The sequence below is a fragment of the Paenibacillus sp. FSL L8-0494 genome (assembly GCF_038003695.1).
In the GTDB taxonomy this organism is placed as follows: Bacteria; Bacillota; Bacilli; order Paenibacillales; family Paenibacillaceae; genus Paenibacillus_AQ; species Paenibacillus_AQ odorifer.
This window is the reverse complement of record NZ_JBBOPQ010000001.1, coordinates 397,747-413,968: the sequence shown is the minus strand read 5'-3', so window position 1 is coordinate 413,968 and position 16,222 is coordinate 397,747. Positions and strand designations below refer to the sequence as shown.

General features: G+C 45.9%; 11 protein-coding genes. 3 read left to right on the top strand and 8 right to left on the bottom strand.

Annotated features, from left to right (window positions below; genetic code table 11):
• Positions 1-94: 94 nt before the first annotated feature.
• From NYE35_RS01980 to NYE35_RS01965, 4 genes are all read right to left on the bottom strand, one after another.
• Complete coding sequence (locus tag NYE35_RS01980) at positions 95-1,579, bottom strand: glutamate synthase subunit beta (protein ID WP_341120051.1); 1,485 nt, start codon at positions 1,577-1,579, stop codon at positions 95-97.
• Between the two features lie 250 nt (positions 1,580-1,829).
• Positions 1,830-3,785, bottom strand: a complete 1,956-nt coding sequence (pulA, locus tag NYE35_RS01975; protein ID WP_341120049.1) for a type I pullulanase — start codon at positions 3,783-3,785, stop codon at positions 1,830-1,832.
• A gap of 107 nt (positions 3,786-3,892) precedes the next feature.
• Positions 3,893-4,516: a C39 family peptidase gene (locus NYE35_RS01970; protein WP_036687404.1), complete on the bottom strand. Its 624-nt coding sequence runs from the start codon at positions 4,514-4,516 to the stop codon at positions 3,893-3,895.
• Positions 4,513-7,014 carry a PAS domain S-box protein gene (locus NYE35_RS01965; RefSeq protein ID WP_341120048.1) on the bottom strand — a complete coding sequence of 834 codons (2,502 nt, stop codon included), beginning with the start codon at positions 7,012-7,014 and terminating at the stop codon, positions 4,513-4,515. The genes NYE35_RS01970 and NYE35_RS01965 overlap by 4 nt, the downstream gene beginning before the upstream one ends.
• A gap of 280 nt (positions 7,015-7,294) precedes the next feature.
• Here NYE35_RS01965 and NYE35_RS01960 point away from each other — a divergent pair, with 280 nt between their 5' ends.
• Positions 7,295-8,110 carry a hypothetical protein gene (locus NYE35_RS01960; protein WP_341120046.1) on the top strand — a complete coding sequence of 272 codons (816 nt, stop codon included), beginning with the start codon at positions 7,295-7,297 and terminating at the stop codon, positions 8,108-8,110.
• On the opposite strand, the gene NYE35_RS01955 is transcribed toward NYE35_RS01960, so the two are convergent.
• The gene (locus NYE35_RS01955) at positions 8,103-8,879 is read right to left on the bottom strand and encodes a YheC/YheD family protein (RefSeq protein ID WP_036687402.1); all 777 of its coding nucleotides are present in this window, start codon (positions 8,877-8,879) and stop codon (positions 8,103-8,105) included. The two genes, NYE35_RS01960 and NYE35_RS01955, sit on opposite strands and share 8 nt — an antisense overlap.
• Positions 8,880-9,060: 181 nt before the next feature.
• Here NYE35_RS01955 and NYE35_RS01950 point away from each other — a divergent pair, with 181 nt between their 5' ends.
• Positions 9,061-10,200, top strand: a complete 1,140-nt coding sequence (locus tag NYE35_RS01950) for a glycosyltransferase family 4 protein (RefSeq protein WP_341120044.1) — start codon at positions 9,061-9,063, stop codon at positions 10,198-10,200.
• A gap of 448 nt (positions 10,201-10,648) precedes the next feature.
• Here NYE35_RS01950 and NYE35_RS01945 read toward each other — a convergent pair whose 3' ends face one another.
• Entirely contained in the window at positions 10,649-11,890 is a 1,242-nt protein-coding gene (locus tag NYE35_RS01945) for a DUF445 domain-containing protein (RefSeq protein ID WP_076134791.1), read from the bottom strand.
• A gap of 304 nt (positions 11,891-12,194) precedes the next feature.
• On the opposite strand from NYE35_RS01945, the gene NYE35_RS01940 reads away from it, so the two are divergent.
• Positions 12,195-13,067: a Cof-type HAD-IIB family hydrolase gene (locus NYE35_RS01940; protein ID WP_076107368.1), complete on the top strand. Its 873-nt coding sequence runs from the start codon at positions 12,195-12,197 to the stop codon at positions 13,065-13,067.
• 479 nt (positions 13,068-13,546) lie between these two features.
• Here NYE35_RS01940 and NYE35_RS01935 read toward each other — a convergent pair whose 3' ends face one another.
• Both NYE35_RS01935 and NYE35_RS01930 read right to left on the bottom strand, forming a co-directional pair.
• Entirely contained in the window at positions 13,547-14,926 is a 1,380-nt protein-coding gene (locus NYE35_RS01935) for a sugar phosphate nucleotidyltransferase (protein ID WP_340950201.1), read from the bottom strand.
• 2 nt (positions 14,927-14,928) lie between these two features.
• Positions 14,929-15,765 (bottom strand): DUF6492 family protein, encoded by an 837-nt coding sequence (locus tag NYE35_RS01930; RefSeq protein ID WP_036687392.1) that lies wholly within the window; start codon positions 15,763-15,765, stop codon positions 14,929-14,931.
• Positions 15,766-16,222: the final 457 nt, after the last annotated feature.

Below are 16,222 nucleotides of genomic sequence, written 5' to 3'. Positions count from 1 at the left end.
AAATATGTGCTTAGACAATAATCTTAACCTTGAACATACCACAACGCAAAGCAGACGTTCCCAAAGGAACGCCCAGCTCGCTATATCTTAATACTCACGGCAAATTCGAGGATCCCATCAAAAAGCGGTCTACTTCGCGCGCAGTCTGACGCCCTTCGTCAATAGCCCATACTACAAGGCTTTGCCCGCGCCGCATATCACCTGCTGTGAACACACCTTCTACATTGGTTGCTTGTGCTCCGAACTCTGCTTTGGCGTTCCCCCGCTCATCGCGTTCCACCCCAAGCTCGCCCAGTACAGTTTCTTCAGGTCCTGTGAATCCCAAAGCCAGCAATACCAGCTGCGCTTGCAGGGTCTCCTCACTGCCCGGCACTTCGACCGGTACCATTCGTCCCTGTTCATTACTTCTCCATTCAATGCGCACTGTACGCAGCTCCTGCACTTGCCCGCCCTCATCGCCGACAAACCGTTTCGTCGAAACCAGATAACGGCGTGGATCTTCTTTATACAGTGAAGCGGCCTCCTGCTGACCATAGTCCACTTTAAGCACCTTTGGCCATTCCGGCCAAGGATTGTTAGGCTGACGAGTCAGCGGCGCCTGTGGCATAATCTCGAGCTGAGTTACACTGCGGCAGCCGTGGCGGATTGAGGTGGCCACACAGTCTGTTCCAGTATCCCCACCGCCGATTACAACTACATCCTTACCTGCTGCAGATAAATACTCGCCATCTGCAAGCCCTGAATCCAGTAGGCTCTTTGTATTCAGCGTTAAAAACTCCATAGCTTGATGAATCCCACGCAGATCACGTCCTTCTATCGGAAGATCACGTGCCTGTGTAGATCCACCACACAGTACCACAGCATCATGCTCTGCCTTGAGCTGTGAAGCTGGGAGATCTCGGCCGATCTCTGTTCGAGTTACGAAGGTAATACCCTCAGCCGCAAGCAGATCCACCCGGCGCTGCACAGTCTTTTTATCCAGCTTCATGTTGGGAATACCATAGGTAAGCAGACCGCCAATCCGGTCCGCCCGTTCATACACAGTCACCGTATGTCCAGCCTTATTAAGCTGTGCCGCACAGGCAAGGCCTGCCGGACCTGAACCCACTACAGCAACCTTCTTACCCGTGCGATGAAGTGGCGGCTCAGGCACAATCCAGCCTTCTGCAAAACCTCTATCTACAATTGACTTCTCAATAGATTTAATGGTGACAGGTTTGCCGTTCATCCCTACCGTACAAGAGCCTTCACAAGGAGCGGGACAGACACGGCCTGTAAATTCAGGAAAGTTGTTTGTCTTATGCAGACGTTTCAGCGCTATCTCCCAATTTCCACGATAGACCATATCGTTCCATTCAGGAATCAAGTTGTGCAAAGGGCAGCCGGAAGCCATACCAGACAACAGACGTCCTACATGACAAAATGGCGTACCGCAATCCATACAACGTGCCCCTTGCTCGCGCAGCTTTTCTTCATCCATAGGAATCGAAAATTCATTCCAATTCTTAATTCGCTCCAATGCCTCACACTCGGAGGGTGTCTGTCGTTCAAACTCTAAAAATCCGGTTGCTTTCCCCATCTCTTTCATCCTCTCTACCAAAGAAAAGTACTCTCTGTCACTTTCTGCTGTTATGCCACTCTAAAGCGCCAAAGTAAATGCCTTAATATTAGCATCCTAGATCTTTAACGAAAATGAGTAATGTCACCTTTTTATGTAAAATAAAAGCATCCTTTCAAAAGAAAGTTCCGCGCAAAAAAACACACAGCGCACTGTACTCATTGAGCACAATACTCCGTATGCTTTTGACGAATTATCTATAACAAACCATCTAGTTCACCGTCAGCACTACCATTCCAATCCCACTTACATTTAGCTTATTACCCGTCAGATTCTGCACAAGATCGGCTCCAAAAACCGTTTTCCATGCCCCGAGCTGTGGCAGAACCAAAGTCGTCTGTTCAACATTAGCATTAAAAAGCACATAGATATGCTTCGCCGCATCTCCTCCAGCATGGCCACGCAGCGTATAAGCTACCGAACTTACCGGTGCTTTTTCAAATACTAGATAATTCCGAATGTCATCTGCCGTTCGCATACGGAAAGCCGGATGCGCTTTTCGCAAGGCAATTAGCTGCTTCAGATAAACCACATCGTCTTGATGAGCAGCGCACAGTTCCCAATCCAATTGGTTGATCTTCACCGAGGATTTATAGCTGTTCTCCACCCCGTTTTTCGTGCGCATAAATTCCTGACCCGCATGGACAAAGGGGATTCCCTGACTCATGAACACTATCGCAGAAGCTAATCTATGCATAGATTGGCGCTGTTTGTCCGTCTCCCCTTGTGTGGACAGTAATATTTTATCCCATAACGTATGATTATCATGACATTCCACATAATTGACGGTTTGCTGAGGCTCCACGGCAAATTGTCCAATGCCTGGGGCAAAAGCAATGCCTCCCGCGACTCCGGCCTTTATCGCAAGCTCCAGACCCATCATTCCGCTGATGAAGCCCGGTTGATCATGCAGAAAAATATTCCCTTTAATTGCATCCCGGAAATCATCATTAAAGTGTCCGATTCCCGGCAAAAGCGCCGCATTCTTCTGATGGGCAAGCCGCTCCATCGGCAACTCTGTCCCCATCATCCAACCTTCACCAATCGTCATGATGGACGGGTCAATCCCATCCAGACGACGCCGGATTTCCTCCATTGTGTCGAGATCAATCAAGCCCATCAGATCAAAACGAAAACCATCGATATGGTATTCTTTGGCCCAATAAACTACGGATTCCACAATGAAGCTGGACATCATCAATCGTTCCGAAGCCACGTCATTCCCGCAGCCAGAGCCATCCGACAGGCTTCCGTCTTGCTTGTAACGCAAATAATAGCCGGGAACCAGCTTGGTAAAATTCACGCGGTAGCCATCGTACACATGGTTGTAAACCACATCCATAATGACGCGGAGGCCCCGATCATGAAGTGCTTGAATCATTGTTTTTAGTTCACGGATACGCACTCCAGGCACATAAGGATCTGTAGCATAGGAACCTTCTGGCACATTATAATTCTTCGGATCATAACCCCAGTTATAATGCGGTTCATCCAGCCTCGTCTCATCTACACTCTCTGTAGAATAATCATAAACAGGCAATAGCTGCACATGGGTTACACCGAGGTTCGCGATATGATCGAGTCCAGTGAGAATACCCTCCGGTCCGCGGGTCCCTTCTTCCGCCAAAGCAAGATATTGTCCTTTATGGGTCATACCACTTGCTGGATGGATAGATAAGTCACGCAAATGAAGCTCATAAATGATGGCATCTACAGGATCATCCAGGGGTGGTTTATCTTCCGTCCACCGCTCAGGATCTGTTTTGCGTAAATCTAAAATAGCTCCCCTATCACCGTTCACTCCTACAGCACGTGCATAAGGATCAACCGCCTCATTCCACTGTTCTCCAAGACGTACTCGGTAGGTATAGAACTTGCCATCTAAATCACCGTCAACTGTAATTCTCCACGTGCCCCGGATATCACGGATCATAGAATACTTACACTCGGCTGCTCCCTGCCATGAATTATAAAGTACCAGCTCCGCTTCTTGAGCGGTGGGCGCCCACAAACAAAAAGCTGAACTACCCGGTGAGTACGTTAGGCCAAGATCGTCCCCATCATAGCTGAATAACTGATCAAACTCCTGAGCAAACACGGAAATCCCTCTAGTAGCCGCAGGGTCCCCATAATAAATGGGTTCCTTCATTTCCCTTTGTACGGACAAAGCACCTATCCCCTTTTCCAGTTATTAACTGGATTATAGTATGATCGTCTAAGTAGTGCAAACGTTTGGACTCAAATTTTTCAAGCTATTTTGTCAGGACAACCCCTCTACCTTGATGCATCTGCAATATCTAACCCGACCATCGTAATAATGTCTTTATTTGCAAAATACGGAATACGCCGTTCTTTACCTAGAGTAACTCTACCATCCTTGTACCGCACACCATTATCGTGAACAATCAGGGTAGGACGCTCTCCGTCATCAAATACCTCATATCCTATACCTAGTACCCAATGGTAATCGTAAGTAAACTTGCCTCTCCACCGCAGACGAAACCACTTATCAAATTTAACAGCCACAGGCCGGCCGGCATCAATTTCTGTTTTATATACTTCAAAATCATTAAACGTAGTAATGAGTAACTTTTGCTGATCCTTAGGTAAAGTCGATGAATGGATATAGTTCTTCAGTTCTTTGGTAAAACAGCGCACACTCATCCCCCAAGGTCTTCCGCCGTGATGGCTGTATATGTAATTAATATGAGCGGCTTTGGAAGGAAAATGACCTTTCCCCCGAATAAAGTCCGCTCCGAAATGGGTGTTCCAATACTCCGTTAACGCTGCCATCGTAGCTGGGCCACACGCAGAGGACGGGGATTCGACCCCAACCTCCCACTGTGTATATGGCTCCGCAGGCAGTTTGTTGCTAATCCGAGGCTGTCTATGCTTCATTCAGATAGATCCCCTCTTAAAGGGCTAGACTTAGGAGTAATATGTGGAGTCGCCTCCGGAAGTAAAATCACATTTGTACCGGCATCCAATTCTCCTTCTACAACTGCTGCCCCTTCCATTGTTGTCTCCCGTTCTTCTGTCTGCACTGTATCTTCCACATCTATCTCAGCTTTACTATCAGGATGGATCTGCAGCGTGAAATAGAAATTAGAGCCTTCTCCTTCACTGCTCTCTACAGCGATAGCTCCGCCCATCAGCTCAACGAGCTTTTTACAAATCGCCAGCCCCAATCCGGTCCCGCCATATTTGCGGTTAAACGAGGAATGCAGCTGATAAAAAGACTGAAACAGCCGATGCTGCTTCTCTAGAGGAATGCCGATTCCCGTATCCCTAACATTAAATTTCAAAGTTAATTTCTTTTGATCTGCGGACAGCTTCTGCTCTACGTAAATACTGATACTGCCCCGATCTGTAAACTTGATTGCATTGCTGACCAGATTGACCAATACCTGACGCAACCGCCCGGCATCGCCCATAATCAGTGGCGGCACTTCAGGTGCCATGCTGCATGATAACTGAATATTTTTCTCCAAAGCCTTCGCTGTAAATAGATCGATTACGCTGTCCAATACGGCTTGAAGCTGCACGGGCTCATTTACAATCATCATTTTTCCGGCTTCAATTTTGCTGTAATCCAGTATTTCATTCAAAATAGATAGGAGCGAGCTGCTGCTCTCCTTAATAATGTCAGTATATCCAAGCTGTTCTTCATCAAGCTCCGTCTCCGCCAGGAGATCCGTCATCCCTACAATTCCGTTCATCGGAGTACGGATTTCATGGCTCATAATAGCTAAGAACTCAGACTTAGCCTGGTCTGCTTTTTCCGCAGATTCCTTCGCCCGAATGATTTCCTTCTCATCCGTGATGTCCCGGAACACTACAACAACACCCTTCGGCTCCCCCTTATCAAACAGAGGGGTTACCTGATATTCCGCAAGAAAGCTAGAACCGTCCTTACGCCACAAGACCGCATCATTACTCTGATAAGATACACCTGACTTAATAGCCTTCATTAGTGGAGATTCCTGCGGCCGATAATGGCTCCCATCGAGTGCTATCTGCTGAATTTGATCCAAATAAGGATGGCCCATAATTTCATCATGTTCATAGTCCAGCATTTGCAAACCTGCAGGGTTAATGAACGTCACCTTCTCCTCCATGTCGAGTCCAAAGATGCCTTCCGAAACTGCATTTAAAATAAGAGTGTACTCATTGCTAAGCTTCTCAATTTGTTCTGTATAACGGATGCGCTCTGTAATATCACGGGAAATCCCATACACACCTACTACTTGATCATCTACAATAATCGGAATATTGGTAGTATTAATCTCTACAAAGTGTCCGTCTTTATGAATAAGCGTTAGATCATAGCTTTGAGGATAACCCTGGGCGGCTAAGTTAAAATGATACAACGTCTTCTCTATGTCCTTCTCATGGACAATGGGGCCAAAGTACATTCCGATCAGTTCATCCAGCGAATACCCGGTCAACTTCTCCAAATTCGCATTGGCGGTCAAATAATCTCCATGCAAATTCATAGAGTACACGGCAGATGGATTATACTCGAACAAAGATTTATACCGTTGCTCGCTCTCCTTAAGCTTGAACTCGAACTGCTTGCGCTCCGTAATTTCACGTCCAATCGCTATAATCTCCATGACATTCCCCTCATCATCATAGGTATAACGACTGCTCGACTCGAACCAGACATAGGTGCCATTCTTATGGCGGTAGCGGTAAGCTACAGCCGGAATAACGCCAGAGCTGCGGCTCTGCTCCATTAAACCTTGCATCATAACTAGATCATCCGGATGGAGATAATTATAGGCGCTTGTCCCAACCATCTCTTCAGGCTCATAACCAAGCAGGGTACGACTAGCCGAAGAACAATATAAGAAAATACTGTCTTTGACCGCATGACGCGAGATTAAATCCAGTGAATTCTCGGACATTAATCTATAATTGCGTTCACTTTGACGAATTTGTTCTTCCATTTGCTGCTGCTGATCCCGATGATCCACCGTTTCCTGAGCTGCGATCTTTAGTTCCGTAATATCCTCAGCATATACTATAATATATGAAGGGGCTTGTCCTTCTTCTGCTCCTAACCCAGAGAACATGAGAAACAGGCAGACGGGTTGACCTTCTTTGTTTAAAAAACAATGCTCCTTCTTCCAGCTGCCCGCTGGCGATTTCTGAAGCTCATCCATTACCACTCTATAGGAGAGCTCTTTTGAATGTGCCTCTCTATTTTCCGATTCTGTAAAAAGAGCCCCGGCAAGAAACTCGGCTTCCGTAAAGCCAAGTAGATTGCAAAAAGCCGGATTGACTTTTATCCAGTTGAAATTGCCGTTATTCGAAAACAGTACGGCCATTCCTTCTGGAGACCTCATAAATGCATGATCCAGAATTGCGTTAAATTCTACCGAGCTGCCCATTTAAGCCAGACCTCCTTTGTTGCTAGCGCTAAAGCTCTTATACCTTCTTATGTCAGTATACGATAAGAGAACTGGGGAAAGAAATGTCTAGCGCATTATTTTAAATTGGAAATATTTAAATTTAAATTATTGACGCAAGCAAATAAACAACTTATATTTAACAATAAATATATCGTTCGTGACCTATTACGATGGAAGCACCCGTAATAAAGGCTTTTGCCTTTGCTACGGGTGCTTTTTTGTTGTCTTCAGGAATACGGACAAAAGGAGGAGCGAATCAATGAACGCACTAAAGTCATTCCCCTTACTACTACTGGTGATCCTGCTATCGTTAAGCACATCAACAGGAGCTTTTGCTGCAGCAACGACTGAATTAACACCCTCTATTCAAGCGGCTTTTGATCTAACAGCTGCCACTGCCGAGGCTCCTGCAAGGATGAAGATGACTAATCTGTACAATGAATTATCTACTTTAAAGATGCAACACAATAACCGTGAGGAGCAGATCCGAACCCTTCACTATAACAATGAGCAAACACTGATTGCGGTACGTAAGCAAATTAAAGAGATTGATTTAGAAGCCGTAGCTCAGCTGGAGGTCACCGTTAAGAGCTGTAAACAGCACTATCAGCCCTTATTCGACCAATACAATGCGCTTAATAAACGTATCAAGATCGCCAAGGGTCTTAAAAATAAGACTTTGAATACCGTACTACAAGCCCAAGGCGATGCTATGAAGGTCCTGGTTCAGTTGGCTCGCAAAGAGATTAGCGACAAACAGAATCAGTTGAATGCAGCCAAACAGACACGTACCCGAAAGATAACCTATGCCCGCAAAACCTTGTCTGGCATTGATAGCCCACAAGTCTCAATTAAATCTAACAAAAGCGTAGTCACCTCATTGAATAAACGGATTTCCGCAGATTGGAGTGACTTCAAAGCAGCGATTCGCAAGCAAAACCTTACATTAACCACTCAGTCTCTGTCCTCACTCGTCTCGGGTTACCGCCAAATCGCAACGCACAAGCAAAAGATCATAGAATTAGAACAAAAGATTTCTGTTGTCATTGCTAATACGAGGAAACAGATCATTTAGTATTTTTTTTCTTCTCATTCGCTCTGCGGTAAGCCATTACTTTGCGGTACATGCTTTTATCAGAAAGATGTTTAAAAATATATGGGTCCGGACTAGTATTCACTTCAATAATCCAAGGCGTCATGGATCTATCCAATCCTACATCGACACCAATCTGTCTAAACCCAGGATATTTCTTATGGTAGAAACGTCCGGTATCTTCTCCTAGCTTTCTCAGTATCCTAAGCATTTGCGCTTGCTGAGCTTCGTTCAGATAAGGAGACAGAAGCTTTTCCATAGCAGTTAGTTTGCCGCCGCTATGATAGTTGGTAACAATCTTACCTTTCTCAGCTACCCGACCAATCAGACCGGTAGTTTCCCATTTGCCCTGCGGGCTGAGCTGGACCATCACACGGATATCAAAGCGGTGTTTCCCGTGCTTTAGCAATACTATTCCTCTCTGGATCAGGTAACTACGTCCACGCGTCGCTTTCTTTAAGGATAAATGGAAGGCGTCGAAGGTTCTAAAAGTCTTAAGTCTTGTTCCACTTTGGTACTTGTATTCTGTTCCATAAGTCTCTCTACTCTGTTCAACCTTCATCACACCATTGCCATAGGTACCGTATTCTGGTTTGACATAAACCATTCCATATTTCAGCAGCATAGCTTTCAGATTGACTTTACTGAATTTTACTGTTTCGGGAATCAACGGTGAAATTTCAGTGCTTCGCATGAGCACCTTGGTTTTAATCCATTTGCTGGTCAATGCAGACTTTAACTTCTTTCCCAACTGTCCTCTCCCCTGTCCCTCAGAAAATAATCACGGCCTTAGTAAGCCTTAGTATTTTATGCTGCAACTGTACAAATGGCATGAGTGAAACGCCCTCTCCGCTTTCGGATGTATCTACTGTTTACTGTGTTGCATATGGTGGAAGAGGATATCCATTAGCGGATAAAAGGAGGCGTGAACCATGCACATTTGTATCATTGCACCGGAGCAGTTCCCAGTTCCGGGAGACGGTTCAGTAGAAATCTGCATTTGGGCCATTGCCAGAAGGCTCGCGGAGAGACATAAGGTAACCATTGTAAGTCGGAAGTTACCTGGACTACCTGCTGCCACTATATTGGAGCAGGTCAGAATTATCCGGTTGCCCGCAAGCACCCCAGCCCATTATCTTACTTCGGTATTAGAATACATTCAGAAAGAATCCTTTGATATCATTCAGGTTGATAATCGCCCCCATCTTATGTCTGCTGTAAAGAAACAGCTTCCTCATATCCCGGTATTTCTGTTCCTGCACTCTCTTACCTTCACACCGGGTACAGATAAAGTGGCAAATGCCTTGGCAAAAGCAGATCTGATCATTGCCAACAGCCACTCCTTACAGCGAAGATTGGATCGCCGCTTCCCTCAACTGACCACAGGGATTCACATTGTCTTATTGGGAGCCGATCTTGATCGGTTTACCCCTGTGCAGACATCTGAAAAACAACAGCTTCGTAGTTTTTACAGACTTCCGCAGACCTTTACCGTTTTGTTCGTTGGTCGGGTTATACCCCGCAAAGGAGTGCCTATATTAATACGTGCTATGTCGCATTTAAACAAACACCTCGCCGCTCATCTCGTCATCGCAGGCAAGGGCAAACCGTCGTACATACGGCAGTTAAAGCTACTTGCACGGCGGCTGAGAGTGTCAGTTACTTTTCTAGGAAATGTAGCTCATGAGAATATTCACACCCTTTATCAGGCAGCAGACTGCTTTGTATGCCCTTCCCAGAATCATGAATCCTTCGGGCTTGTTAATGTAGAAGCTATGGCCTCCGGTCTACCTGTTATCGCTTCTAATAATGGGGGAATCCGAGAGATTGTCGCCTCTGGCCATAACGGTTATCTGGTAGAACGATATCGCGAGGCTTTACCCTTTGCCCGACATTTGCTGCGGATAGCCCGCAATCCACAATTGGCAGTTACCATCGGATCACAAGGGAGAACAGATGCGCTTGAAGCCTTCAATTGGTTGCGTACAGCGAACCATTTAGAACAGCTGTACCAAGCTTCTACATCACCACAGCAGGGGTACAGAACTCTTGCAGGTGGAATGCAATTGTAGACTCACCAAAAGTAGGGGTCCCCATAAGCCATCAACTGGCTGCTGGGTTCCCTTCTTTTTGGTGTTTGCTTGAGCTAAACAAACACCAATCTCCGATTGAATTAGGTCATATATGCGTATAAAAGGTAGCTATCGGACACAGCTGACCCCAAACGCAGCTTTATCCCACATTTGCAATGCTAAAGGACCCTATAACCACTATTGGCATGAAAAATGCCCAATATGAACGCATCCATAGGAATAACGTCGGTGGAGTCCGTAAACATGTTCCAAAGGCCAAAAACTAACAAATAACGTCATATGGGTCCGTAAGCCTCAGAGAAGGATTATTACTCCACGATGCAGACAGGCCATAAGCAACAACAAAAAGCAGCGATCCTCCAACACGGGAGAATCGCTGCTCTGCTTTTTTTGTCAATTTTACATTAAATAGGTAATTTACTTCAATTCAAATCAATTGAATAACTGTAAGCACAAGCCCTACGACAAACCCGCATAAGGCTCCGTTCACACGAATCCATTGTAGATCTTTACCCACTTTATCTTCCAGCATATTCACTAGACTAGCGTCATCCATGCTGTCCAGATTCTCTTTTACCAAAAGACCTATTCTGTAGTGGTTAGCCTCTACAAAGGCAATTAGCGAAGCGCGAATCCGCTCTTCCCAGCTACTGATCCATTCTTGTTCCTTGCCAATACGACGTACAAGCAGGGTATATAACGTGAACAGCTTGCGTCCGCCAGCCGCCCGATCTTCTTCCAGTAGGGAAATTGCTTTGCTGCGAATGTTCTCCAATTGCGTATGCAGAAATGCGGTTGCTGCTTCGCCTTCAAGCTCATTCAGTGCCCATTCTTTTAATGAAGCCAGTCTAGCCTCATCATTAACAATCTGGAACAGGGCCACTCGAATCTCACGGATAATCTCTTCACGGTATGGGCTATCCTCTTCCCGAAAATCGCGGATACCGGACTGCAACATACCTTGCAGCATTTCACCAAGCATATCTGCATCCATAAACCCGACAAAAGCCTGAAAGGCCATGCCTTTAAGTCCGCCAAGCTTCACTTCAGCCAATTTCTCGCTGGCGATCTTGCCAAGCATAGCTTTCGTTTCAGGACGTCCGCTCCAATTAGATACCCCTTCCAGCGCATAGTCTAGAGCAGCTACATCTTTACCGTCATTCATTAACTTAGTAACTATTTTATCAGCCGCAACGCCAAGCTCAGCTTCACGAACATATTCGGAGGCTGCCTTTTGCAGAAACGGTACGGCCTTCTCTACCGGAAGACGAGACACGAATTCGCCAAGCTGCTCCAATATTTGTACTCTTGCCTTCTTTTTACTAAAGAACTTTGTCAGCAGCTTGGAGCCCATTGATATAAAGCCAAACTTACGCAGCTTGTTCTCAATGCTTTCCTTGTTAAGAAGCTCAGTCTCCATCGCGGTGATTAGTGATTGGATGATCTTATCGCGATTCTTGAGCAGTAGTGAGGTATGTGGAATACGTAATCCCATCGGATGGCGGAACAGCGCCGTTACCGCGAACCAGTCGGCAATCCCCCCCACCAAACCGGCCTCGAAACCACCTCTCAGTAGAATCACGGCTAGGTTTTCAGGTAGAAACAGTGTAATCAGAAACCCACATGCCATAAAGGCGAGTGACATGGTGGCTAAGTTTTTGGATCTCATAAATAGTCCCCTTTACATAAGCAGCTGCCGATGTCCTTACGCAGGAAAAATACCGTCGGTCACGTTCCTCGAACATAAGCTGACGATAGATTCGGCTAGTCGGTTAGTTTGACAACTATTGTACCACGCCTGAACTATTTTCTAAAAATATACTGTAAAAACTCTTATCTCTTGTTAGACGTTCATTATTGTGCATTTGCATGAAAATGGTTTTTGGTTTTCAGAATATTAATGATAAGATACAAGTAACGTTTCAATACCCCTTAAAAAGTACCACTTTACCTGGAAAAGGAGCTCATACAATATGCTGATTGCTTTAGATATGGATGGAACATTACTGAACGAAGAAGGAAACATCAGTCCAAAAAACCGCGAAGCTATTATAAAAGCTCAGAAACTAGGTCACATTGTTATCATTGCTACAGGGCGCTCTTTTATGGATGCAGAACGTCAGCTTCGGCTAGCGGATCTGGAATGTCCTGTAGTCAGTCTAAATGGCGCAGTCGTCACATTATCTGATCGCACCCTCGCGGCAAGCACGCCGCTGAATAAAGCGGACATCATTCCCGCTCTGCGCTGGATGAACGAAATTCCGGACTTGTATTACGAGGTATACACTGAGGATAACGTTTATGTAGAGCTGAACAAACGTGTACGGTTAGAGAAATTATCTGCACTAAGCGATGATGAAGTTCCTGAAGAAGTCAGCTGGCTGCTGAAAGCAATGATCGATCAACAGTTTCAACAAGCAGCGGTAACCTATGTGGAGAGTATGGAAGAAGTGTGGAGCAAGGAGGAAAATGTTATTTATAAAACATTGGCTTTTTCTCTAAACCGAGAGCTGCTCAAGGAAGCTTCCACCCGCTTCGCAGCTATTCCGGGCTTAATTATTACCGCCTCCCATGTAAATAATATCGAGATTAACCATGAAGAGGCCAACAAAGGCTCCGGGGTAACCATGCTTGCTGACCATTATGGTATATCGCTAGCGGATGTAGCTGTCATGGGCGACAGTTATAACGATCAGCCGATGTTCGAGAAGGCCGGCTACCGGATTGCTATGGCTAACGCAGCGCCAATTCTTAAGGAAATGGCGGAATTCATCACCACCAGCAATGAGGAAGACGGAGTCGCGGCAGGAATTGAGCATCTTTTAAATAGAAATTCTAAAGAATAATTTCTGTATAAAGCAGTGAATGCACAAATAGCATCGTGGGCAGTTCTGCTCACGGTGCTATTTGTGGGTTTATTTTTGTTAGGCAGGGGTCTCTCATTTACACTTTAGGTTTAGGTTTAGGTTGTGGCACGCCTATAGCTTACTTGTGGCTTACCTATAGCTTACTTAACGCTTTCCTGTAGCTTACTGTGGCTTGCCTATTGCATCCCCCGTCCCTCTCAAGAATTAGTTGTACTTCGTACAGTTAAATGCCCTCTTTTAGGCGCTAATTCGGATTTAATTGCACTCTGTACACTTATATTCAGCAAATCTATTCAAAACGCAAAAATTCGCGATTTTTAACTGTACAAACTACATCTAAATCGCAAGACATTCGCTACTCCACGAAATAGTTGCACTGAATACATCTATTTCACTTCAGCCACGCAATCTATCCATATCTATAGCAGCCTCCGGGTTAAAGCGAACTACCTTTCCATTTATCCCAAATCATCAAGGAAGCTGTCCTCCCCCTCCCATTCGGCAGACACTCGTACGTAGTCATCCACCTCAGGAAATTCCAACAGTTCAATGATAATCAATTCGAGCGCTGTAATGGCCCGCAGCCCATGCTTCGTACCAGCAGGAATCGTGACCGTGTCCCCGGCGGCAACCGCATGAAGATGGCCATTCATCCGGTATTCTCCATTCCCAGAAAGAAAAGACCAAACTTCTTTAGTATGCCGATGAAAATGGTAGCTGGTGTGCTCACCTGCCAAAATGGTTATTTTTGAGGTCGTAACCTCAATACCGGCTGCCGTGCGAGAGAAGTCCAAAATGCGTGAGGTGCCCCAGCGTTTTTCTTCAATCATCGGCTTCGCTGCATGGCCCTCCAGCTTCTGCTTAATTCGTTTTGCCTGCTCTATCCCAGCAACCAAAATGCCATCTGGCCCCGACGCCACGATTAAACCAGGAGCGCCAATGATATGCACAGGACAAGAGAGTTCGTTGATCAAATGGGTACCTTTTGAATCCTCTGAGATACTCCCCTCGCCAATCACCGTTCCTTGCAAATGGGGAACAAGCGCATCCCAGCTGCCAATATCCGCCCATACCCCAATATAGGGGATCACTACCGCACACCGTGTGTGTTCCAGCACCTCATAGTCAAAGCTTCGTTCTGGCAATTGATCATAATGCCCCAAAAACTCCATGTAATCTACTGGAAGATTCCGTTCCTTCATACTTGATAGCAAATATCCTAATGAGCAGGAAAACACGCCGCAATTCCACAGTCCTCCCTGAGAAATGAACTCAGCCGCTGTCGATTCGTTCGGTTTCTCTGCAAACTGTTTAACATTTAAAAAAGACGTCCCTCCTACCCCTGACCCTTCACCAGGTAGAATATAACCGAACTGTGTTGAAGGAAATTCAGGTAAAACACCAATCAAAGCAATATCTGCTTGTGATTCGGCAAGTACACTTGGAAATTGATGAAGCTGTTTAAAAAAAGAAGCCTCCACATACGAATCCACCGGAATGACCACTACGATCTCTTTTGAGTCCATACCCTTCACAGAATGCAGATAACTCGCCGCCAGAGCTACTGCAGTAAAAGTCCCCCGTTTCTGCGGCTCCGCTAATAAAGGGACTTGAGCACCAACGGATTTGCGTGTAATCTCCACCTGACTGCGATGAGTCACAATGCAGCTTGAATCCAACAAACCTACTTCTTCCAGCCCTCTGCATACCCGCTCGATCATCGACTCCACACCGCCAGCTTCTGTTGGAAGCAGCCTTAAAAAAGCTTTTGACCTGATCTCATTTGATAGCGGCCACAACCGCTTCCCCGATCCCCCTGAAAGGAGTACGATCTGCAATCCTATCGCCCCCCTGCGCTGGATTTAGCCCCTGGTGTTCTCACATACCCCTTTCGTTTATGAAAAGACAATGATCTATACTTCTCAGCCAGCTGATTCACTCTCTGCTTGGATAGCTGTCCTGCATTCATATGGAGACCTTTATTACGCGCTTTTTGAATCTTCATTCCCTCGCGATTCTTCGAATACAGGTAATTGGCATAGGTTTCGAATTCGGAAAAGGCAAATTGCTTGGAACGGTTCATACTGTGTAAAATAGCTCGATACCAAGGCATTTGGTGTTTTGCTTCTATCTCTCTTTTCATTTGAGTCAATTGACTGCGTTCAAACAGCATATAATGGGTCACAAATGACGATTTTGCGGTCACCTTGCGGCCCATGAGTTTCCTATAGGTTACAAAATACTGTGGTTGGCTCCAGTTCCGGCTGTAAAAGAGTGTCTTGCCGTCCGCCCGAAAACGGTGGGGGGTGATCAGAACGGTATCGGCATCAATAACCAGAAAATAATCCGCCGTGCAGAGCTTGTCGCCATTCAGTTTCAGCAGCTGTTGGAATAGCCAGCCGGAACGTTCCCAGGTGCGTGAGCGGTAATGAATATCTTTTTTCGTAATCGGCAGCACCGTATTCTCATCAATAAAGGTACAGCCTTTTGTGCGACAGAACTCAATCATCCGTTTCTTTTTGGGAGCAACAATTAATATCCGGCCGATGGGATGCTTAACATGCTTTCTAACAGCGTCAATCACATGGGGAAGGGTCTGTAAATCTTTTTCAATCGCGGGAATCAGTACGTCTATAGTAACGGCATGTCTGATGCGGACCTTACTGGGCGAGGGCATAGGGTCATCTCCATATCATGTTTTTGCTTTAGGATATGAGCATGATAGGAAAAGGGAATGGGCATCACAGAATTGTTCAGGGGAGTGGCAAACGTGCGCTGAACAATTCTGTGATGCGCGGGGCGGAAATTTTTATATTATAAAAATAGAAACAGACCTGCACCCAGCGCCCTTTAGTAGGGCGAATATGCCTCTCATTTCGCCGACACTGCCACATTCCAGCCAATCTACGGGATTTATACCGTACATTCCGCCCACGTAGCCACATTCCTGCCTATCTGCGGGATTTATACCGTACATTCCGCCCACGCAGCCACATTCCAGCTAATCTGCGGGATTTATACCGTACATTCCGCCCACGCAGCCACAATCCTACCTATCTACGGGATTTATACCGCACATTCCGTCCACGCAGCCACATTCCAGCCTATCTACGGGATTTATACCGTACATTTCG